The organism is Elusimicrobiota bacterium (assembly GCA_041658405.1).
Lineage (GTDB): Bacteria > Elusimicrobiota > UBA5214 > JBBAAG01 > JBBAAG01 > JBBAAG01.
This window is the reverse complement of sequence record JBBAAG010000012.1, coordinates 1-22668: the sequence shown is the minus strand read 5'-3', so window position 1 is coordinate 22668 and position 22668 is coordinate 1. Positions and strand designations below refer to the sequence as shown.

Sequence of the window (22668 nt, the reverse complement as noted above, 5' to 3'; positions counted from 1 at the left end):
TTATGCAGTTAAACACCGTTATCCCATGGCTGATAAACCACTACTCCCGCTTACCCACGGTAGTACATATTACAGTATTCTTAGTTTGTTTTATTTACGTATTCCACTTTTTTGTGTACTACATTTTAAAACCCGCCCGGCCAAAGATAGCGTTTATCCAGTTCGTAATATATCTATGCTTAGTTTACTTCGCATACTACTTCAACAAATACGTATTCCCTGTAAACCACACAAAATATTTTGGTAACGCAACAATAACCAACCTGTACGACATAATATTTCACCCGTTGTATTACTACTTATCAGCAATAAGTTTTATCCTTTCATTCTTGATATTAATCCTAAGCCCGGTACTTAAATCCACAAAACTTACGGGATTGTTAAAAAAATACGCGAAATACTCCCCGGTATTCACACCCCTGACCGGCACCGGTATTGTTGTAGGCAGTTATAACAGAAACATATTGCACGAAACCATCCGCTACTTCGCACCGGACTACATGAGCGGCGTTGTGGTTCCCTACAACCGGCTGGCACGTACCACCACGATCATCGGCGACATGGGCACCGGTAAATCCCGGTTAATGCGCATAATCCATGACGGCCTGATAAAACAATACCCCAACATCCCGATTTTGATCCACGACCCCAAAGGCGAGTGGTTACGCACGTACTACAACCCAGGGACTGACCTAATCTTCGCCCCTTATGACACGCGAAGCTGTAAATGGTCCTTGTGGGACGACTTCAAAAAATACCCGCAGTTACTACACGCACTGGTTTCAACGGCAATAGAAAACTATCATACGGGCAGCGGCGGTAGCGACCGTTTTTGGGCGGACAGCGCAATATCGTTATTGAAAAACACTATTTCTTCATCCGACACAATCTTGAATGCGAAACAAAAACTTATGGAACTCAAAAGTGTCAACAAAGACGACCGGACGTTCTTAAGCATATACACCTCCGCGATGATAGCATTGAAAGACATTGCCGCGATTGAACTCTTTTCCCCCAGCGGAACAGGCGGCAAAACTTATAGTATCACAGACTTTTTGAAACATAGAGGCAGGATTTTTTTATTGAACAACCCGGTATGCTCAGCGGAACAACACGGCACGTTATCCCTGATGTTAACCGCGTTTATCTTACACGCAATCTCCCAGCCTGATGTTAGTGATGAAGACAAGATAAACTTTTCCGCATTCATAGATGAAGCTTTAACGTTTAAGCTACCAAAAGACGTGGAGACCGCCGTGTTCTCGCAATGCCGGTCAAAAGGTTTAGCGTTAATAGTTTCAGCCCAGCGTATACCCGACCCGCAGAGGCGGGAATACTCGGGCTGGAGCTGGCAATCAACCAACTTTTTCCTTATGCGGGTAACCGACTTGTATACGAGGCAAAACTTCTCGGAACGCGCAGGCAAGATACTGTATGACGACACACACAAATCGTACACTACTTCTTCCCGCAAACTATTGGACTTACCAACGAACCAAAGCACCAGCAGTATGAATGAGAAACAACGCCAAGTATTGTTACCGGAAGACGTGGGGCGGTTGAAGAACCGCGAGTTCGTACTGTTCCACGAACACGGTATCAGCCCGGGCAAAGTCAAAGACGTGCTGGGCGGACAATCTGACATCCCTACGTTAGACTACCACCACCGTACCGACGTAAACGAGTTTATGGATGGGTTATAAAACACTTTTTCTACGAATTTGACCCTAAAAATATATTATTGCAAAAACACTGATTTTGAGTATAATAATATCAAGAGGCGGATACAATGGCAAAACTAGAAAAAGAATACAAGTTTTTTATATCAACACTACCAGAGCTAATAAAAGAACACAACGGCGAGTACGTTGTTATCAAAGGCAAAACAATACTTGGATACTACAGCACCATTAACGACGCTATAAAGAAAACCAGTAAAGACAACGCACTAGGCACTTTTCTAGTGAAACTCATTGAAAACCAGGACGAAAGCAACGTTATGCGATTCCATAGCCGCGTTTATGCAGCAAGATAGCACTCCGCAACAATCCAAGTTCCATCATGCGTTCAGGATAATCTATAATGACGGCATTGTTAAAGAACTGGTTACTGACGTTTCCGTAAAATTCCCTGCTAAAGAAGATATCAGAAAATATAAAGCGGTATGGGATACCGGTGCTACACACACGGCTATCACGCCGAAAGTCGTTTCTGACCTGCAATTACAACCTATTGATGTTGCAAAAGTATACGTTGTTGATTCTGAAGAACCAAAAACTGTTGATGTTTACCTTGTTGACATTATTTTACCCAATAGAGTACGTATCCCCAACATTCACGCTACCTGCAGCCCTATACAAGACTGTGATGTTTTGATTGGCATGAACATAATCCAACTCGGCGACTTCAATATTTCAAAGAAATTTGACGGACACAAATACATGACAATGTTTTCGTTCTGCATACCATCGCACAGCAACCCAGTTGATTTGTTAGAAAAAAGCGAGATGGTAAATCTTAGAAACCAAAAGAAACGTAACAGAACTTAATACTTCACCTTGTCCGTTATACTCCACCGCACCGACGTTAACGAGTTTATGGATGGGTTGGGAGAAAAATAATTGGTTATATTCGGCATCCCCTACTACCACGATCTTCACATCGGCGAATACCTGCGTTGCCCTAACAGGACAACGTCAACTGGATTGCCTTTTTAGGATTATTTATATTCCTTTTGAAATTCTCTGTATTTATTCAATTTTGTAGTCTTGTAATCTAGTTCGTAAAGATAGTTTAGTAAATCTTCACAGATTTCTATTGCTAACTTAAGCTCATAATTTGTTGGAGGATCTAGTTCGTGCACAGCATCATTACCCATGAATCGTAAGTTGTGAAGATTCTTAACAATATTTTGCGGTAGAATAGTAGATAAACCATCAATTTCTTTTCCTAGATTATCGCCTCTAATATTTTTGTCTTTACAAACACCTTCAATAAGACTTCTTAGTCCCACAGCACATAGCAGGTATGCTTTAGCATTATATGCTGTTACAGATTCTCTATATATTTCAGTAAGCTTTATGGGTAGTTTATTAAAATATTTTGGATTAATAGAACTCTTTTTTCGAATTGGATGATACTCTATATCCCAAACATTTTCACCTTCTTGGTTGATAGCTGCAGAATTAGTGTACTTTAGTTGGAGCGATATGGATTCACAACCCCGACAACGCCAGACAACATAAATTAAAATTTCAATAAAATCGACAGATTCATCTTCGTCAAAATTTACATCTTCGCGAGATGATTTCCAAACACAATCATGTTTTGTATATCCTTCGCATCTATTACAATATATATCAATTACTTTGGGTATACTTTCTAATTCTTTTTTATCCATTTCTTCCATTTCTTCTCCTAACATATATTTCATTGCCTAAATATTTCTGTAAATATTGCAGGTTTTGCAATCTAACTAAACTAATGTTAACCAATTTTAAGTTATTTGTCAAATGAACCTCCGCACAGCAAGCTATTGTGGAATTATCAAGTTAAATAATTTTGGCGTTGGATGATACAAAAGCAGTTAGTCAACCTAATGAAGGGTGCCAATGGTGAGTTACGAAAGCAGGAAATAAAAAATGAGATTCATCGGTAAGTTAAAAATCTGCTAATCCGTAATTTTTAATATCAACCCTCATTTCACCCCACTCCCTGAGATAGTACCCAACCCCCTTTCCTTCGCCCACAGCGCAAAAACAAGGCATTTCTTATAATGTCCTGCTCAAAACAGAGGAAAACGGCTGAAACCGCCTAAAACCCGCATTAAAACACTATCTACAAGGGTTATTCTCAACATTTCACCCCCCCTCTCCTGCTTAAGAAAATATTGATTGAAAAAATATTATATTTTCCCCTTGACAATATTTTAGTAGTTAAGTAGAATACTACTGAAGTATAAAAGTAGTTTGACAGAATAACAGAACAGTAGATTAGTAGAATAGTAGAAATATATAAAGGATGAAATTTAAATGATAATTTCTATCACCAACCAAAAAGGCGGAGTCGGAAAGACCACAACCGCGCTGAACCTCGGCGCGTGCCTCGCGGAATTAAACAAAAAAGTATTGCTGGTAGACCTTGACCCGCAGGCAGGGCTGACGGTATCGCTAGGGCTTGACCCGGACAATGTGGAGTACACGACACTGAACCTCCTCAACGGCGACGAGCCGAAGTGTTTGGGCACCGCCGTGCCGAACCTGTCAATCATACCCTCGAGCATCAACCTCGCGGAGTCGGAAGTAAAGATGATCGGCAAGCTCGCGTTTGAGTACACGCTTAAAACAGTGTTAGGGCCGTTGAAGAAAAGTTATGATTATATCATCATTGATTGTTCCCCCTCGCTCGGGATACTCACAGCGAACGCGCTTGTCGCGGCGAACCATATCATAATACCGGTACAGTGCGAATATTTAGCGATGCGCGCACTGGTACCGCTGCAAAAAATTATTGATACCGCAAAAAAAATTAATGCCGCGCTTACTTTCAAAGTACTTTTTACAATGTACCAGAAAGGCGCGAATATTGCCCAGGAAATTATTGATGATGTAAAGCCGTACTACCCAGCGTACAAAACGTATATCACAAAAACCATACGGTTTGCGTACTCCGCAGTTGCGGGTATTCCGCTGATAACTTTTGATAAGCATTCGGAACAGTCAATACAATACCAGGAATTCGCTAAGGAGGTTTTGAAAGATGAGCAAAAACAGTAAACGCCCGACTCTCAGGGACAGCAGTAAAGGGCTCGGGGTATTCTTCGGCAGCGGCCAGGCTGCGGTGGCTACTAAACCAGAAACACAGGTTTCTACTAAAGTAGATAACCAGAAATCTACTAATACAGTAACACTTAATTCTACTTTAGTAGACAAACAGATTAGTAGAAAAGTAGAACCGCGCAAACCCGGCAAGATATCCGCGGAGGGCAAGCCCAGGGCGGAGGGTGTAACGCAGATCTCGCTCTGGCTGCCGACCTCGCTGGTGAAGGACATCAAGATACAGGCAATCAAAGAAGGCGAGACGATGTCAGATTTTGTTGCGAAGAAACTTAACTCATGATTTTTGGTATAATGAAACCGGTGCAATTATGAAAGCCCTTATTTGCGGCAGCCGCGACTTCAGCGACCCTGTGCCTATACAGAAAGTTATAGACACATTCTCGGACACCGATGTGGTGATCCACGGCGCAGCGCCTGGAGCTGATACACTTGCGGGCATCCTTGCTGAAAAGCGGGGCCTCAAAGTATTAGCGTTCCCGGCAGACTGGAAGAAATACGGCAGAGCCGCCGGGCCTATCCGTAACAAGCAAATGCTTGTGGAAGGCATGCCTGACCGTGTTTATGCGTTCTACAGTGACAAGAAAGCATCAAAAGGCACTGCTAACATGGTAATGCAGGCAAACCGCGCTAAAGTGCCTGTAGTTGAGTTTGAGTGTTCGCCTGGTTTACAGTGCAATGGTTAAGTTTGAGGGAAATATAGCAAGCTAAGGTTCTTGGTTAAGTTCGGGGGAAATAGGATAATCTGGGTGAATTGGTTAAGTTCGGGGGAAATAATGGTTAATCTTGCTGGTTTTTGGTTAAGTCTGAGGGAAACAGTAGTTAAGTTTGAGAGAAGCGCTTGGTTAAGTTCGGGGGAAATAATGGTTAAGCCCGAGGGAAACAATGGTTAAGTTTGGGGGAAGCGCTTGGTTAAGTTCGGGGGAAATAATGGTTAAGTTTGGGGGAAATATTTTTGCGGGTTTTAACGGCGCATTTCCATTATTTCGCTTGATACTACAACGTTTTTCTGAAGTTACCGTTTTTGGCAACAAACTTGCTTCTTCTTTACTTCTGTGTTTACTTCTAATACTTTACACACTTTACGACACGTGTGTTACATTTTTATAAAAGGGGACAACTTTAACAATGGGTGACGACACAACCGATAAATTAATAGAAAAAGACAAAAAAGAAATTCGCGACGACATAATAAAGCCTATAAAAGCCGAAGTAAACTTTATGCAATACCCTATTGGCAACGTATATGCCAAGAGTAAAAAAAACACAATCTTATATAAACGCAAGTTTCGTGACGGCAACGAAGAAAAAGAAATGATTTGGCGAGTGATGGGAACAGAAGCCTTCGGCCTCCCTGGCCCCAGCGCGATTGAGACCGACCTGGCGATAACCAAACTTATAAACGACCGCGGCTGGCCGGTCTCCCGGTATCTAGCAACCTCGCTTTACGAGATAGCAATGACAAAAGGCGTTATTCCAAAAGGCGCGAACATAGAATCTATTCGACAAGACCTTAAAGAACTTGTAACAATGAACATCGAATCACAACACACATTCAAACGCAATTGGGAACTAGACAAAAAAAAGAAATATGTATCCGGTGGTATTGACGCGTTTTTTCACAAATACGAAATGATAGTCCTAAAAAACGAGTCTATACCCGATCAAATCCCGAAATCCGAACTTTCAGAAAAAGAAAAAGAGACCGGCATATCCGAACACGTATATATAGTCCTAAACGAGATGTACACACACAGCTTCAACACTTATTACACACGAAAAATAGATTACAAATACATGATGGACTTCCCGGACGTCGTGTTAAAACGGCTATACCTGATCCTCAACCTGGCATTTACAACGATAATGAACAACAACAACTACGTAAAACTTCCGTACACCGACTTTTGCCAGCGCATACCGTTAGAAATCCAACGCCACATATCAAAAGCAAAAGAGAAACTTAACAAACACCTCACAACACTTATAACCTTTGGATACATCAAAGACTTTAAGTGGGTTAACACAAAAAGCAAAAACCCTAACGACTGGGAACTCCACATATACCCGGGCGCCCGCGCGAACAACGAACTCGAACCGGCCAGGCCCCAACCTCAGTTAAACTTTGGCCCGTCATCAACCGAAAAATCCGGAGTGACCGAAACCCTATCGCACTTTTTTTCATTATTTGAACTCAACCGCACAAAACCCACGGACAAAGAAAAACAACAAGCCGCGGAACTCCTCACCCGTGTTGGCAGCATAGACAAAGTTAAACGCATAATTTATTATGCCAGGATTGAAGCCATGAAAACCAGGTACGACGTAAAGTTTTTTGGCGGCATCCTGCAATACGAACCCTTTGCACTTGAATTCATGAAGGAAGAAGACAATAAACAAGCGTTTGAAGAAACCCACAAAAATATAAGTAAAGAAGAAAATCAAGAACGCCTGAAAGAAGACATGCGGTTCAGTAAAATGCTAGAAAAATATTTTAACTTACCGGAAAGCCAGCAACGCATGATAAAATCTCAGGCAGTAGAAAACGCCAGCCAAAAAGGCATATTTTACGCGAAAAGCGAAATCGGCATCCAAACCGAAATCGTGAAAATCATGGAAACTATGGTAAAATAACCAAAGGGAAAAAGATGAAACTCAAAGTACGCCAAGCATATGAAAAAGATATTTATAGAGATACTATACGTATCCCAGAACAACACAGACTTGATCAAAGAGGAACGCTAATCACAGAAGGTACCGTTTGCCAGGTTAAAGTTAATTCAAAAAAAATATACGCTATTTTAAGGGGAGACAATAACAACAGTGCAGCTGAATTAAAAATTGACGAACGTTTACGCAATCGTTTAGGATTGAATATTAATGATGATGTGGACTTTGTTCTTATAAAGTCTGGTTTTTGGGGTGAATTTATGTGGGCGTGGGATGCATCTGACCCTGCCTATAGAGTTTCTGCAAGACTAGGATTATCATCTGTGCTATTGGGAATATTAGCACTTTGTATCTCTCTAGTACAATTTTTTGTTCCCATTTTCAAAATGATAACGAAACCGTAATAGTAAAATATATTTTGACTTTGACCCAGAAATAACCAATAAGGAAAGGTTAATGATGAAATTCAATAAACAGATTTCAGTTATGACTTCAGCTATGTTTGCATTATGTATTTGCATACTTGGCTGTAATAACAAAATACCAGATGGGATAGTGAAAAAATATTATAACACAGGACAGATTTGGTTAGAAGGAAATTACAAAAATGGCAAACCGAATGGAATAACGAAAGAATATTACAAAACGGGACAGTTGAAAACAATATCTAATTACAAAAATGGCAAACTAGATGGTATATCAAATAAATACTATGAATCAGGGAATTTGATGTCAGAATTTATTATAAATGACAGTAAACGAGATGGAATAGCTAAATCTTATTACGAAAATGGGCAGTTAGAATCAGAATGTAATTTTAAAGCTAATAAATTAGAAGGAATATTTAAAACATATAAAGATACAGGGCATTTAAGATCAGAATGTACTTTCAAAGATAATAAGAGAGATGGAATATCAAAAATATATTATGACACAGGACAATTAGAAGTTGAAGAAATTTATAAGAATGGTAAGTCTAATGGAAAGAAAAAATATTACGACACAGGACAATTAGAAGTTGAATGGAATGCTCACAATGACAAACTGGAAGGAATATCTAAAGAATATTATAAGAATGGTAAGTTAAAAATGGAATCGTATTGGAAAGATGGCAATCCTGAAGATATAACCAAGGAATATTACGAGACAGGACAACTGAAAGCGGAAGAGAATTATAATAATGGTAACTTCGTGCTTTTGAAAGAATTCTCTGAAACTGGACAATTGTTAAAAGAAAGTATTTACAAAAATGGCAAGTTGATCAGTAATAAAACATACGACACCAACGGCAATTTATTAAGTGAAGAAACAAAATAAATAAATGTAGTATAATATAAACCAAACGCGAGAACCTGACAGGCCTTCTCGTTTAGCAAGACAATGGGATAATGATTGGTAAAAATTAAGAGGAGGCACTATGTCAAAGATTGTAATTTCCGGCATCACGTTGACCTACAGGGACAGCGTAAAAGAATTAGGCCCACAGATTGTTGACAAACTCAAAGAGCTTATGGTTCAGCAGAAACAGCTAAGCAAAAAACTTAACACTGCGAAGAAAGAGTTTTTCATTAACAAATCACAAACCAAAGCATTGAACGTTTATCTAAAAGACTTCTTCCCGGAGCTCGTGACCCAAGATGGAAGTACAACCCCAGCACCAACTGGTGACATTCAACACCCACCAGCAGAAAATACGGGGAAGTAAGAGGGGACACGGACACCAGCGGTACGGGGGTTCGGTCACACCGTCCCCACCTTTCGCCCTCTCTCTTAGAACGTATGCACCATTGCACAATTAACACTCCGTGTTAAATTGTGCGTACACCCGCACTTACGTGCCTATGTACCCGCAGGCGAAAGTTTATACCCGGTTGTCCCACAACTTATGACAACAATATTGGGTCTAACATGTTAAACACAATGATGATAACCAACAACCCCGCGGCATTAGTGAAATACCATTTCACGGAAAACTACTACTTCCGGCAAAGCCCGGATAAACACGAAGGGCTGCACAAAAAACGGGTTAATGTATTAACGGACGACAAGCACAACCACGTAAAAGTATACGGGAACTTGTCTTCTGACCTCGGGTACAATAACGGGGATGCGATTTCCGAAATCGATATGTCAAACCTATTATCCGGCAGGAACAACGCGAGCGAAAAAATCGCGAGAACACACAAAGTAAAAGGTGTGGACTTAACATTCTCACCACCAAAAAGTATCAGCATCGCAGCACTGGTCTACAAAGACAATAGGATAATAGATCTTCATGATGAAGCAGTTTTAGAAACTATGGGAGAGATAGAAAAATACTACGCCTTTGGCCGGCCCAACAACAAACAAAAAGTGTATACGGGCAAGATGTGCTATGTTGTGGTTAGAGACGGTTTTAACAGAGACCACGAACCGCACCTGCACTCGCACGTAGTTATGTTGAACATAACAAAAACGGGGAATAAGTACACTGGTCTTGACCTTAAAAAAGTGTTGCAAAAAAACTTTAATAAAGCATTTGGCAGCTTATACCGTACCCACCTCGCAGCTAAATTAAAGCAGATAGGGTACGGGTTAGAGTTTAACAACGATATGCGGATAACCAACATCCCAAAAGAACTGGAAGAAAAGTTTTCGCAACGCAGAAAAAGTATTGTAGAAGCGAAATCCGCGGGTATGCAAGACCTTGAAGCATGGGACACTACGAGGAAAGACAAAACCCCGGGGATAGACAAACCGGACATCGTAAAACACTGGAACACAGTAGCGAAAGGCTATGAGTTCGTTTTACCTCAACCCACCAAGGTTAGTAAGCCGGGTACTAAGGTAAACGAAAAAGAATTGATTGATAATTTCAGGAAGAATCACAAAGACACCAACGTATTATCTTTACTGAAACTCTATTTGGATAACCGTATGGAGTCCGGTATGTGGGAAGATATATGCTACAAAGATTTTGTTAGGGCTGTAAGAACCAAACACACAAAACCTGGTGTGCCAGGCATGTTAGACGAGTTCGATGATATACGGGATCGTATTAAAGCGGAACAAAAGAAACGCGGAAAATTTAATCACAACACCGATGCATTAGCAGCCAATACAAACTTTGTTTTTGACATTTGGAAGTTAAGAGACGACAAAATAATTGCGTTATGCATAAACTATTTGTTTTGCAACTATACCCCGGACGTGTTGACACGATTTTCGAATAAAAAGGATGTGGAATACATGATAAACAAATTCGATAGTATTAAGTACAACAATTTAAGCGCTAAGGAAAACACAGATACTTACGAGGGAGCCTACAAAATCCTTATCTGCGGGGGGCGAGAGTTTAAAGACGAAGAACCCATTAAGAAACTCATATACTCCTTACCCGTGAACGCAGTAGTGATCCACGGCGGTGCCCGCGGGGCGGATAGTATAGCGGACAAACACGCGCAGGAACGCGGGTTAAAGGTAATCCGCGTATTTGCGGACTGGGCTAAACACGGCAGAAAAGCCGGCCCTTTCCGTAACAAGCAAATGGTAGAAATGACCCCCGACATAGTTTACGCGTTCTACACAAACACACCGTATACCAGCCGGGGAACGGTTAATACAGTCACTTACGCGAAGAAAGCCAACCTCAACGTTGTGGAGTACTATAAAAATGAGTACCACTACAACAACCAACCAACGTTCACGTTTTTTGATAAAGACGCAAAACTATACTCAGGACACAGCCTTTCCTCACCCGCCATAATCTCTGACGTTATGAAAGCAAAGTCCGGTGACTCAACCTCAATTAACACTGTTATAAACAACTACATCACAAAAGACTTTATTGACAGTTTTAAAACCGACTTAGCGGGGTACAAACCCGGCTGTGTACTAGTCCCGCTTACGGAGAAAGGCTATGGCACAAACATTTTACCTATACAATTCGCCGCGAAACTCGCTGGGCTCACGGGTGTGAAGACAGACGACCAACTAGTTTATAAACCCTCACCATTAAAACGTAAAGAACTCAACTCATGGGAACGCATGGTTGTACACAGGGACTACGGCCTCGCTAACCCGGAAGCGTTGAAAAACAAAAACGTAGTTTTGGTTGACGACCAGTTCACTACGGGCGGATGTTTAAGAGACGCGTACTTAACGTTTCACAAACACAACATTACCTGCAAAAGCATTGTATGTTTAGGCTCAAGCTGGAGCAAACAGTTTTTAGCGAATGACGCGGACATCCAAGCGATTAAAGCGCGGTTCACCGCTACAGAACTTAAGGAGATAGAAACCCTTATTGGCATAAAACCAGAACATTTAACGAACGCAGAAGCCAGTTTGATATTACGCACCGGTACGCAAAACGTATTACTCAAACTTAACCAAGCGAAAGAGTCGGTAAACACTATGCTGAAAGCCAGCGCAGCGGAACAATCCTCTATCGTCCAATCACCCCCTACCGGTGAATTAACAGCGTACCAAAACCCAACGATAAAACTTAACGAAGTGAAGAACCTGCAGGTAAACACCTTGATGATCCACCAGCACTCCCAAGCCGCGGACATCATGAAGTTTATCAAAGACAGTGATAGGGAAAAACTATTGGTAATGTCATTAGACGACAACAACAAGTTATTAGGCACAGAAGTAGTATCTATTGGCACGGTAACCGAGAATTTGATACACCCGCGGGAAATGCTGAAGACACCGATATACTTAAACGCGAAGAACATCATTATTGTTCATAACCACCCCTCGGGGGATCCCACCCCAAGCGAAGACGATATTAGGGTAACCGCGAAACTCGCGAACTCCTGCAAGAACGTGGGGATAAACCTTATTGACCACATTGTTATTGGGGATATGAGTTACGCTACGATAACCCCTAATGTCACGGGCTACCAAACATTTAAGTACGGCGATTTTGACGGCCCTGCTAACAAATACAATGTCCCGGTCTACGAAGTAACCAAACCGCAGGTAGAGAGCGAAAACAGTATCCGCACACCGGCTGACGCTGCAATATTAGCCAAAAAATATTTTAGTACTGACAAAAACTCATACGTTGTGTTTTACCTTAACGTTAAGAACAAAGTTAACTCATGCGAGGTGTATGATAAGAGTATTAAAGAATTCAACACTATGGATATACTTAGGAAAAGCATTTTGTATAACTCATCCGGCGTAGTGGTGTGTACCAACGAACACTTTATTGACGAACAGTTCAGCAAAAAAGTATCAACCGACTTTATGAAGATGAGCATTGAGTTATTAGACATAATATCTGTGGACACCAAGAACAACACCAGCTTTAGCTACAAAGAATCTGGCTTTATACTATCCGACAAAGTGTATGAACAGAGTGCAGAGGAAGAACTTAAGGTTTATAACGAACATTTGTTGAGGATTTATAAGTCAGACAAAAAAGAAACTGAGAAACTTAAGAAAGAGATGGACGCTATCACCCAAAAACTGAACTTGCGGGCGGACTTGACCTATGAACAAAAACAGAAAATGTGCGAGGTGTTTAACCACAAAAACTCGTTATCTTTATGGGACACCAAACTATCAATCGACCACAAACTCTCCTGCGCGGAGTGTTACATTATCCCGGACAAGAAAACCGACATCCTATCTCAATTCGACAAAGACCAAAGGGGAAAGATAGACAAAACTGTTACGAACCTCACAAAATCGCTGGGTGTGAACGTTTTGGACTTAGGGTTTGACAGGTAATAACAAAAACATAAATTCTTACTTGTATTTAACCCGGTGTTAGAGTTAGAATATTGTTGTTCCAGTCGTACATATCTTTTTATAGAACGAGGTGGAATATGTTTAAGAAACCAAAAGTGTTGTTCGCCGGGTATAAAACCATCCCAAAAGAACTTGAAGAAATTAACGAGTGTTGTCAAACCAAAGCGTCTTCCCTGACAATACCAGGCCGAATTTCATTATCGAACTATGACGTTGTTGTTATCAAAGATAAACGTATAGAGGTAATTAAATCTATAAAACGTTCCGCGAATAATACAGAAATACTGTTAATTATGGATGCCAAACCTTCCAAAATCGAAGAGAAAGAGTTCTACAGTGCTGGGGTGAACAGTATAGTAGTAAAGACTGCAAAACCTGAAGTGTTTAGGGATAAAGTACGAAGAGTGTTGGGTCATGTAGCAAAAATTGAGAACGACAAACCGCATGCAACAGCCGGGAAGTACGAACTCTGGGTGTTCCCAATGGAATTAAAAGTTGGGAGTAAGTATATCCCGCTAAAATATAAAGAATTCCAGTTTTTGTTAATGCTGATGAAAGCGTACCCCAAACTAGCAACCCGACGGGATATGTACGACATTATATGGTGTAAAAAAGAAGTTAAAGGCGGGAAAGAGTTAGACTCTGTTGTTATGCGGTTAAGAAGGAAACTCGGCCCAAACCGCGATATGATAAAGACGGTAGTGAACAAAGGTTATTTTATTGTATAATAAGTAACATACTAACTACTTGACAAACAAAATATTAGTTATATAGAATAAGTTTAGATTAGTTGTATAATCAAATCTACACCGGTCCAGTCGTAAAACGTCAGTGTTAAACGTCGTACCTAAAGTATCTCGGAAGCAGGAAAGGTTTTGTGATGAAAACAAAAAGCCATAATGCTGTTGTACGGGAAAACAGAGGGGTATTATTTTTGTTTGAGTTGAACTTTTTAAGTACTCAGGTGTCTAATATAATGAGCGGGTACGAAAAAGAGTTAAAAAGAATTAGATTAATTTAAGCCAATTGAAAGCGAGAAATTAGTGAAGTCAGGTAGTCGTAATAAAAAGTCAATTATAGATTTACAGTTCTACGGTTCTGCAGTCATTGCTTTAATGATTGTAGTAACACTTGTTTCGTCAGTTTATTGCCAGGAAGTTAGCGATAAAATAATAATTCAATCCCATACTCAACCAATAATGTCTCAGGATCAAAAAATAAAGAGAACCTCAGATTGTATTTTGAAACCTTATCTTAAATACTTTGACATAGGTTTATATTATGGTTTAACTTATGGCATAGATTATTTACTAGCATTGGAAGATCGGAGTGAAACCAAATTTGGATGGAATACGGGAATAGAAAGTGATTTTACTATACTTGACAAAATGAAATTATGTTTTGACATTGGACACACCAAACGATATTTTATTATGAAGAACTATCTTACTGTTTATTCTTTTTATCCAACAATAGAAAGTGAATATACAACTACTTATTTATCTTTAAAATATTCCTTTATTAAAACAACGTCATTTGATTGTTATAATGGGCTAGGTTTTGGGTATTTTTATATTAAAGACACTCCAACTTCAACACTTCCTCTAGGAGGGGGGGAAGAATATTACTTACCACAAACAACATATGAAAAATATGGCTGGCAAGTACTCGTTGGTTTACAATATACAATAGCCCCTCTTTTTATATTGCGTACTGATTTTAAAGTCAGAGGATTAATAGACGGAAGGATTCAGCCATATCTACTAGCATGTCTATCAATAAATTACATTTTATTAAAATAGAAAGGTAAAATTGTGAAAAGAAAATTTATTAATGTTTTCTACTTTGCTGTTCTTATTGCTTTGACGAATACTTCTTTGGTTTTGGGGAATGCCGAGAAATATTTTTATTATGCTAATGGAGAAAAGATTTTTCTTAAAGTATCCTCTGACTATATTGGAGTTAGTTTTAAGAAACAAAGATCTAAAGAAGAAATAAAACAGTGGTTTGAAAAAAAAGGGGTGAAATTTAAGGAGGATACTTTCATCAATGGAATCATTGTATTGGAAAATACCACTTATCCGTCCATAGATGCTTTGGAAAAAGATTTAAGGAAAGATATTTCTATAAAGTTAGTCCACCCTGTTTTATTTGCTAAAAATGAACAATTGTTATTAACAGAAGAATTTTTAGTAAAATTCAAATCGTCAATCTCCGATAGCCATATAGAAAACATAAATAATAGTCATAATATTAAAATAATCAAAAGACCTTCTTATGATAGACCTTATCACACTTTGGCATCTATTGATAGTGATCCGTTAAAGTCACTTGAAATGGCAAATTTATATTATGAGAATGGATTGGTTGAATGGGCGTCTCCAAATTTTCTTACAAAAATTACGTTACATGGAGTCCCAAATGATACATATTTTTCAAATCAATGGTATTTAAATAAAATTAATTATTACATGTCTTTAGGCACAAAAGCTTGGAATCTCCTTAATCCATGTTCTGGTTTTGCTGCGGATGTATTTAGAACTACAACAGGAATTGATTTACAGGATAGAATGTTCGGGAGTTTCGGTTTATCTTTGCCGACAATACTTTATGAAAGTATTAAGCAATACAAATTTTAAGGATAGTATATTATGAAAATGAAAAGTATAATAATTCTATTGATGCTTATATTTTTTCCAATAGTGGGAGGGTACACAATGGGCTTGGAAGAGTCTGTTGCGAATTTTTTGTGGGATTGTATGTGGGGTGTAAGAAAATTATCAAGTGGAATTGTTTCTTATGAGGAACTAGGTTATATGGAGTACATAGTTGAAAATAGCACGGTAGTTATTAGGTCTGATATTATTTATGATCAATTTCTTTATGTAGCTGATTATAAATTTAAAGAACTAATTAAAAATAATGAAAGAAAGTTTATTTTAAGTTATTTTTATAACAAATCACTTGATGGAAAACAAAATTCTGATATAAAAAGTTCAAATTGGGGTTATAGATTGGATATAAAGATAAATAATATTAAAGACAATGACAGGTTTTATTACAAGGATAAAAAAGGATTACATGAAGTTACTAAGGGAACTAAAGAAAGCTGGATACAATATCGCATTAATAGGATAAAATCAAGAGTACCTAATAAATTAAATAAGAAAGATGAAGAGGAGTTTATACAAGAGATGTTAAATGATGTTATAGCTAAATAGGCTCCCCTGAAAAACAGAAAAGTTCTTTGAAAGTCCGACGATAAAGAAGTAGAATATAACCGTTAAAGAGACATAAAAGTGCAAGGAAAAACGCGGAAACCCGCAAAAAAACTTGCACTTGGGAAAACCCGAAAGGCAGGAAGAAAAGTGTCCTACCATAAAAAAGACCGAAAAACCGGAGACTTATTCCAAGAATTGTTTCCTTACGGCGAAAAACTGGATGAACGCAACAAATGTGTGAAACTGTGATCTTCCCCCGAAAAGTGGACACTTTGAATAGACAGTAATGTTCACAGTTTATTAGAAATCCTCTATTATATTGACTCTAACCAATAAATAACCTAAAATACGTTTGACGTTAAGAAATGGATATATGCAACACAAATATTTAGGGCAGATACTTTTGCAGAAACAGGTTATAACACAACCACAGCTCAACCAAGCTTTAGAAGAACAAAAAAGTAGTGGGCTGAGGTTGGGCAGCATATTAATTCAATACAAATGGGCTACTGAAGAACAAATATGCGAAGCTTTATCTGTTCAATTTAATATCCCGTTTGCCAACCTTTCTGATAAACTCATAGATAAATCGGTTGCAGAAAAAATACCGGCAAAGTTTGCGTACCGCCACAAAATTGTGCCGATACAGTTGAAGAACAACGTGTTGACCCTGGCATTGTCCGACCCGTTAAACCTGCAGGCAATAGACGAACACGGATTAGAGTCAGCAGAATATAGTATATTCAGTATTACAATAACCACTTACGCGCCTTCGAGTTATTCTAATGACAGCCTCATGGGCAACAGCGCGGGCCAAAGCGAATCGGCAAACTATTATTGCCAGGGGACAATCGGTGAAGCGGTAACGAATATTTCTGTTAGTACTGCGTATTCATTAAAGTCCGGGTACGAATGGTCAGCTCCTGCGGAAACCGGGACGATTACAGAGAGTTATGAGACAGAAATATGTCATACACCAGTTTCTGACGTAGAAACAATGACGGACACACAGACAATAGTTAACGTGATAAGAGAATACACTGATCACGTACTCAAAGACTTGAACGGTAACATGCTAATCTGTAACAACAGGTGGATAGAATACGACTACGACAACCGTCCCATCAAGGTGGTTACCTCAGACGGAAAAGTCACGGAATACGAGTACGACTATACCGGACAGCGTGTCAAGCAAATCGTAAATGATGGACAAGATGAAACAAAACGCCTGTATATTGGTACAATATATGAAGAGGTGTATATAAACAACGTGGCTACAGACACAATAAAATATATTTATGCTGGAAGTCAGCGAATAGCAATGGATAGCAGCAAGGACGGTCTCCAGTATTTCCACGGTGACCATCTCGGAAGTACGAATTTGATAACGGATTCTTCGGGTGCTGTTGTAAGAACCAATAACTACACGCCATACGGTAACTCGTACGCTAATTCGTCTACCGGTACAAAAGACAATGCGAGAAAATACACCGGACAGATATTAGACGATAATACAGGACTTTACTACTACAATGCCCGTTATTATGACCCGATGTTGTGTAAGTTTGTAACTCCAGACCCAATTGTTTCCGAGCCATTAGACCCGCAGAGCCTAAATAGATATACGTACTGTGGAAATAATCCTGTGAATTATATTGACCCATCCGGGTATGAAACAGTTGTATTTATATATTCAGATAGTTATCCCACCCCTACGTCTTTAAGAGATAAATCTGATTACGACAGTAAAAAAGGAAATCAAGATACCGGTAGTGGAGAAACAGTGTCGAATGAAACCAATTGGGATACTGAGTGGGGAGTAAGTGGTGGAACATCTCAATCAACAATGTTAGAAAAGATAAAGAACGTCACGGAAGTAGGTGGAATTGTATCGAGTATAGGAGAAGTTGGTTCAAAAACTCTGCAAACACGGGGATATCAAAACATATATAACACATGGCAGCAATACCCCGGAGCAAGTGAGAGAATATTTGTTTATTATCCCGGTAAAGGACTCCGCGGGTTTCAAAGTTTCATAAAAACGGCTACAATTGGGAAAGTCGCATCAAGGTTTGGATATGGTTTTACTGGTGTTAGTGCGTGGGTTGATTATCAAAGATTTATGAAAGGTGAAATTACTCAAGAAAGGCTTGAGACAAATTTAGCTATTACAGGAATAGGAATATTTTTTCCATATGTTGGTTTACCATTAAATGTATTTTTTGGGAATCAAATTGAACAAGCATGGACAAATATTAAGTTAGGAATAGGACAAACTGTTAATAATCTGAATGACCCGATGTATATGTTCCAACAAATGTATGGTAAAAATTGGTAAGAAATGAAAACTTTAATTCATTACTTATACTATAAGTTTTATCGTTTTAGTAAATTAATAATGGCACCGGAACCAGAATTGTCTGCCTCAGGAGTATTAGTTCTATTTATCTTCTATCCAACTGCACATTTAATTTACGATATATCAAAAATCTGTTCATTACCCAAAGTTAGTTATTGGATGACAGGAGTTGCGGGTGCTATATCATTTACACTATCAGCAATCTATTTTTTAAGGCATGATCGGTATAAACAAATAATTAAACAGTTTGAAAATGAAGATAGGGATACCAGATATCTCACGGATGCTGTTGTCGTGGTTTTATGGATTCTAATAATTATTTGGATATTCAAGCGATAAGAACCTTTAAAGGATATTTGCAAAATATGATAAACAACGGAACATTGAAGTGAACAATAGAATAAAATTTATAGGTACAATAACAGTAATCCAGTCGTGGGACACAAACGGGGATAATATCAAGTATAAGATAAACTGGGACTGGAGCGACAGTAAGCCAAATCAGGAATATGAAGAAACCGAGTATGTTCCTAACGGCACTGCGGTAGAGGTATCGCATTGCTGGAATGTAACAGAAACAAATTCGTTTATTATTTCAGTCCGTGCTATAGATGAACACGGTGAAGAGTCAGAAGAACAACCGGCGGAAGCGTCGCAGTTTATGATAATTACGCCTTTGACATCAATTCAGTATTCCGAACATCAGTTCTCAGGAAATAGTGCGGAAATAAGCGGGTCATCTAATTATAGCATGAAAGCAACAGTTGGAGAAGCAGTAACGGATATAGTTGCGACATCGAGTTATACGTTAAAATCTGGGTATGAATGGCCGGTTTCACCAGAGAAAGAAGTAACAAGTTGGTTTGAAACACCAACTGGCAGGACATTAGTTTCTGACGTAGAAACAATGACGGATACACAGACAATAGTTAACGTGATAAGAGAATACACTGATCACGTACTCAAAGACTTGAACGGTAACATGCTAATCTGTAACAACAGGTGGATAGAATACGACTACGACAACCGTCCGATAAAGGTAGTAACAGTAGACGGAAAAGTCACGGAATACGAGTATGACTACACGGGTCAACGCGTAAAGCAGATAGTAGACGATGGGACTAACTCTACAAAGCGTGTATATATTGGTACAATATACGAAGAGGTGTATATAAACAACGTGGCGACGGATACTATTAAATATATTTATGCAGGGACACAAAGAATAGCACTAGACAGCACTAAAGACGGTCTCCAGTATTTCCATGGTGATCATCTTGGGAGTACAAATCTTATAACCGATTCCTCAGGAACAGTAGTGCGTACGAACAACTATACGCCTTACGGAAACTCGTATGCTAATTCTTCAACTGGCACAAAAGACAACGCAAGAAAGTACACCGGTCAAATCCTCGACGATACGAGCGGATTGTATTACTACAACGCGCGGTACTATGACCCGATGTTGTGTCAGTTCATAACGCCGGATAATACGTTAAACTTAATGTATAACCCACAGGGATTAAACAGGTATGTGTACTGTTTAAATAATCCAATAAAAAGATTTGATCCCACCGGTCATGCTTTTGAAGGTCCGGAAGAAGAATCTCCGAAAGAACAATATCAAGAAGGTTGGGAGCCTCATTATTTGGATGATGGTTCGGTATTTATGGGGAGCAAATCTAATGCATCATATCTAATTATTGCAGGAATAAACCAAGATTCTACGCAGGAAAGGTACAATAGTATTAAAGAATTTTTTAAAGCACAACAAAAATCTGAATTGTACGATAGAATAGATTTAGTTTTTCCGTACAACGAGGATATGTTTGGTGATATAATCAACGTGATAAAAAATGAATACAATTTAGACACTTCGTGCGACCCATACATAGAACATTTTTCAGATAGGGACTACGATAAAATATTTGTATTCAGCGGCGGTACAGCAGTTTATGATAAATACAGTGACCGATGGACATCATCGGAATCCGTATATAGAATGGGAGCTCCTTTTAGTGAGTACTATAGTAATCAGGGTGAAAGAAATGTAATAAAGGGGAATATGGACTATGTAACAGGATTTAATGGTATAGGAATAGGTATTCCTTTTGGTAACGGAGGTTCTACTGTACAAGGACATTCCTTTGAAGGATATTTGCAATATATGATAAACAAAGGAATATTGAAGTGAAATACAGTAAAGAATTTGTTAGTACAATAACAATAATCATAGTTGCTAGTGCTCTGTTATCTAGTTGTATATCATTTAATAAATACGCAAAGATAGAATTGCTTAAGAACCAACATGGAATGGTTGTCTTCGGGGTATCACTCAGTAAGAATAGTATGTACTTGTTATCTTGTGAAGACTCACCCGGTAATTTACGTAAGATATTGTTGGTTGGAAATTATATGGAAGACGGTAAAATGCAATCTGCACGTATATTGAGGAATCCTAACTTATCCCCCAATGGGAAAGAAGTTGTGTTTATTGATATCTTCAGTGGTTTCAGCGGTTATCCTCAATACATTGTAAAAATGGATATAGCCACGCAAAAACCGCAACAAATAGCTGGTCCAGGAGAATATTTTTTACCTTCATATTCCCCTAAAGGTAATAAAATAGCTTTTGGGGTATATGGTAAAACTGATATAGAACAAGAAAAGTTGGAAATTTATGATTTAAGATCAAATGAGTGTATTCAGTACAATTATAAAATGATTCGAGATCCATCTTGGTCTCTGGATGGAAATGAAATAGTGTTTTCTAGCGGACGAAGTATATGTATTCTTAGCGCAGATTGTAAAAATATGAAAGAGATAAAAGTTGATGGTTTTATTCATTTAAACAGTGGCAAAAAAGGGAAATATGTTACTCTATCTAGTGTTTTTCCAAGCAATATAGTGTTATGGTCACCTAAATTTTCTCCGGATGGGAAAAAGATAGCTTTTACCTATCAAGATGGTAATGAAAACGGTATTTATATAATTGACAGAAACGGCAATTTACTAAAGAAGCTTAACTTAAATACCTATCGTACAGTTGGGATAGATTGGTCACCAGATGGTCAACAAATAGTGTTTGCTGGATATAAAGAAACAACATATACAATGTTAGTAAATATATATTTCCCTGATGGGCTTTATCTAGTTAATATTGAGAGTGGCAAAATTAAATTATTGTTTAAAGACAAAAATATATCGCCATGTAATCCGCAGTGGTGGTCTTTTAAAAGCAACTCATAATACTGATTATGTTTTGGAAGGGAATATAATTACTCCCCCCCCGAAAAAGTGGACACTTTGAAGAGATAGTGTTGACTCCACTCGATAAATAACCTAAAATACTTTTGGCGTTAAGAAATGGATATATGCAACACAAATATTTAGGGCAGATACTTTTACATAAACACGTAGTAACCCAAGTTCAGCTCAACCAAGCGTTAGAAGAACAAAAAACTAGTGGGCTGAGGTTGGGCAGCATATTAATTCAGTACAAATGGGCTACTGAAGAACAAATATGCGAAGCTTTGTCCGCGCAGTTCAATATCCCGTTTACCAATCTTTCTGATAAACTCATAGATAAATCTATCGCAGAAAAAATTCCGGCAAAGTTTGCGTACCGCCACAAAATTGTGCCGATACAGTTGAAGAACAACGTGTTGACCCTGGCATTGTCCGACCCGTTAAACCTGCAGGCAATAGACCAACACGGATTAGAGTCAGCAGAATATAGTATATTCAGTATTACAATAACCACTTACGCGCCTTCGAGTTATTCTAATGACAGCCTCATGGGCAACAGCGCGGGCCAAAGCGAATCGGCAAACTATTA

The 22668-nt window shown here is 38.8% G+C and carries 21 protein-coding genes; 20 read left to right on the top strand and 1 reads right to left on the bottom strand.

Translation table 11 applies throughout. The annotated features are described in order from the left end of the window. Nucleotides 1-2 precede the first annotated feature (2 nt). The 3 genes from WC955_03890 (at nt 3) to WC955_03880 (ending at nt 2549) form a co-directional block, all read left to right on the top strand. Nucleotides 3-1703 (top strand): type IV secretion system DNA-binding domain-containing protein, encoded by a 1701-nt coding sequence (locus WC955_03890; GenBank protein ID MFA5858186.1) that lies wholly within the window; start codon nt 3-5, stop codon nt 1701-1703. 86 nt (nt 1704-1789) lie between these two features. Continuing rightward, entirely contained in the window at nt 1790-2035 is a 246-nt protein-coding gene (locus tag WC955_03885) for a hypothetical protein (protein ID MFA5858185.1), read from the top strand. Then, nucleotides 2022-2549: a retroviral-like aspartic protease family protein gene (locus WC955_03880; protein ID MFA5858184.1), complete on the top strand. Its 528-nt coding sequence runs from the start codon at nt 2022-2024 to the stop codon at nt 2547-2549. Before WC955_03885 ends, WC955_03880 begins: the two co-directional genes overlap by 14 nt. A 170-nt stretch (nt 2550-2719) precedes the next feature. Here the strand turns inward: WC955_03880 and WC955_03875 are convergent, their stop codons facing one another. Further along, nucleotides 2720-3409 (bottom strand): DUF4145 domain-containing protein, encoded by a 690-nt coding sequence (locus tag WC955_03875; protein MFA5858183.1) that lies wholly within the window; start codon nt 3407-3409, stop codon nt 2720-2722. Between the two features lie 622 nt (nt 3410-4031). Between WC955_03875 and WC955_03870 the strand changes: the two genes are divergently transcribed. From WC955_03870 to WC955_03790, 17 genes are all read left to right on the top strand, one after another. Further along, complete coding sequence (locus tag WC955_03870) at nt 4032-4775, top strand: AAA family ATPase (protein ID MFA5858182.1); 744 nt, start codon at nt 4032-4034, stop codon at nt 4773-4775. After that, complete coding sequence (locus WC955_03865) at nt 4759-5118, top strand: hypothetical protein (protein ID MFA5858181.1); 360 nt, start codon at nt 4759-4761, stop codon at nt 5116-5118. The genes WC955_03870 and WC955_03865 overlap by 17 nt, the downstream gene beginning before the upstream one ends. After that, nucleotides 5093-5521, top strand: coding sequence for a DUF2493 domain-containing protein (locus WC955_03860; GenBank protein ID MFA5858180.1), 429 nt, complete (start codon nt 5093-5095; stop codon nt 5519-5521). The genes WC955_03865 and WC955_03860 overlap by 26 nt, the downstream gene beginning before the upstream one ends. Nucleotides 5522-5963: 442 nt before the next feature. After that, entirely contained in the window at nt 5964-7469 is a 1506-nt protein-coding gene (locus WC955_03855; GenBank protein MFA5858179.1) for a hypothetical protein, read from the top strand. Nucleotides 7470-7483: 14 nt separating this feature from the next. Next, a complete protein-coding gene (locus WC955_03850) occupies nt 7484-7909 on the top strand; it encodes a hypothetical protein (GenBank protein MFA5858178.1) in 426 nt (141 codons plus the stop codon). A gap of 55 nt (nt 7910-7964) precedes the next feature. Continuing rightward, entirely contained in the window at nt 7965-8822 is an 858-nt protein-coding gene (locus WC955_03845) for a toxin-antitoxin system YwqK family antitoxin (GenBank protein ID MFA5858177.1), read from the top strand. A gap of 100 nt (nt 8823-8922) precedes the next feature. Continuing rightward, nucleotides 8923-9210, top strand: a complete 288-nt coding sequence (locus WC955_03840; protein MFA5858176.1) for a hypothetical protein — start codon at nt 8923-8925, stop codon at nt 9208-9210. Nucleotides 9211-9425: 215 nt separating this feature from the next. Continuing rightward, complete coding sequence (gene mobF / locus WC955_03835) at nt 9426-13229, top strand: MobF family relaxase (GenBank protein ID MFA5858175.1); 3804 nt, start codon at nt 9426-9428, stop codon at nt 13227-13229. A 98-nt stretch (nt 13230-13327) separates the two neighbouring features. Further along, nucleotides 13328-13978, top strand: coding sequence for a winged helix-turn-helix domain-containing protein (locus WC955_03830; GenBank protein MFA5858174.1), 651 nt, complete (start codon nt 13328-13330; stop codon nt 13976-13978). Nucleotides 13979-14130: 152 nt separating this feature from the next. Further along, nucleotides 14131-14271, top strand: a complete 141-nt coding sequence (locus tag WC955_03825) for a hypothetical protein (GenBank protein MFA5858173.1) — start codon at nt 14131-14133, stop codon at nt 14269-14271. A 22-nt stretch (nt 14272-14293) separates the two neighbouring features. Continuing rightward, entirely contained in the window at nt 14294-15052 is a 759-nt protein-coding gene (locus WC955_03820; protein ID MFA5858172.1) for a hypothetical protein, read from the top strand. 12 nt (nt 15053-15064) lie between these two features. Then, nucleotides 15065-15889 carry a hypothetical protein gene (locus tag WC955_03815; protein MFA5858171.1) on the top strand — a complete coding sequence of 275 codons (825 nt, stop codon included), beginning with the start codon at nt 15065-15067 and terminating at the stop codon, nt 15887-15889. A gap of 12 nt (nt 15890-15901) precedes the next feature. Next, nucleotides 15902-16471 carry a hypothetical protein gene (locus tag WC955_03810; protein ID MFA5858170.1) on the top strand — a complete coding sequence of 190 codons (570 nt, stop codon included), beginning with the start codon at nt 15902-15904 and terminating at the stop codon, nt 16469-16471. 373 nt (nt 16472-16844) lie between these two features. Beyond that, nucleotides 16845-18809, top strand: a complete 1965-nt coding sequence (locus WC955_03805; protein ID MFA5858169.1) for an RHS repeat-associated core domain-containing protein — start codon at nt 16845-16847, stop codon at nt 18807-18809. Nucleotides 18810-19218: 409 nt separating this feature from the next. Beyond that, nucleotides 19219-21024 (top strand): RHS repeat-associated core domain-containing protein, encoded by a 1806-nt coding sequence (locus tag WC955_03800; protein MFA5858168.1) that lies wholly within the window; start codon nt 19219-19221, stop codon nt 21022-21024. Between the two features lie 221 nt (nt 21025-21245). Continuing rightward, nucleotides 21246-22079 (top strand): DPP IV N-terminal domain-containing protein, encoded by an 834-nt coding sequence (locus WC955_03795; GenBank protein ID MFA5858167.1) that lies wholly within the window; start codon nt 21246-21248, stop codon nt 22077-22079. A 125-nt stretch (nt 22080-22204) separates the two neighbouring features. After that, a partial coding sequence (locus WC955_03790; GenBank protein ID MFA5858166.1) for a hypothetical protein occupies nt 22205-22668 on the top strand: 464 nt, incomplete at its 3' end.

Coding starts and splice junctions, on each gene's coding strand:
- WC955_03885 (MFA5858185.1), top strand. CDS start 1,790: ATGGCAAAACTAGAAAAAGAATACAAGTTTTTTATATCAACACTACCA.
- WC955_03850 (MFA5858178.1), top strand. CDS start 7,484: ATGAAACTCAAAGTACGCCAAGCATATGAAAAAGATATTTATAGAGAT.
- WC955_03890 (MFA5858186.1), top strand. CDS start 3: ATGCAGTTAAACACCGTTATCCCATGGCTGATAAACCACTACTCCCGC.
- WC955_03870 (MFA5858182.1), top strand. CDS start 4,032: ATGATAATTTCTATCACCAACCAAAAAGGCGGAGTCGGAAAGACCACA.
- mobF (MFA5858175.1), top strand. CDS start 9,426: ATGATGATAACCAACAACCCCGCGGCATTAGTGAAATACCATTTCACG.
- WC955_03805 (MFA5858169.1), top strand. CDS start 16,845: ATGCAACACAAATATTTAGGGCAGATACTTTTGCAGAAACAGGTTATA.
- WC955_03865 (MFA5858181.1), top strand. CDS start 4,759: ATGAGCAAAAACAGTAAACGCCCGACTCTCAGGGACAGCAGTAAAGGG.
- WC955_03845 (MFA5858177.1), top strand. CDS start 7,965: ATGAAATTCAATAAACAGATTTCAGTTATGACTTCAGCTATGTTTGCA.
- WC955_03855 (MFA5858179.1), top strand. CDS start 5,964: ATGGGTGACGACACAACCGATAAATTAATAGAAAAAGACAAAAAAGAA.
- WC955_03830 (MFA5858174.1), top strand. CDS start 13,328: ATGTTTAAGAAACCAAAAGTGTTGTTCGCCGGGTATAAAACCATCCCA.
- WC955_03840 (MFA5858176.1), top strand. CDS start 8,923: ATGTCAAAGATTGTAATTTCCGGCATCACGTTGACCTACAGGGACAGC.
- WC955_03825 (MFA5858173.1), top strand. CDS start 14,131: ATGAAAACAAAAAGCCATAATGCTGTTGTACGGGAAAACAGAGGGGTA.
- WC955_03795 (MFA5858167.1), top strand. CDS start 21,246: ATGGAAGACGGTAAAATGCAATCTGCACGTATATTGAGGAATCCTAAC.
- WC955_03880 (MFA5858184.1), top strand. CDS start 2,022: ATGCAGCAAGATAGCACTCCGCAACAATCCAAGTTCCATCATGCGTTC.
- WC955_03875 (MFA5858183.1), bottom strand. CDS start 3,409: ATGGAAGAAATGGATAAAAAAGAATTAGAAAGTATACCCAAAGTAATT.
- WC955_03810 (MFA5858170.1), top strand. CDS start 15,902: ATGAAAATGAAAAGTATAATAATTCTATTGATGCTTATATTTTTTCCA.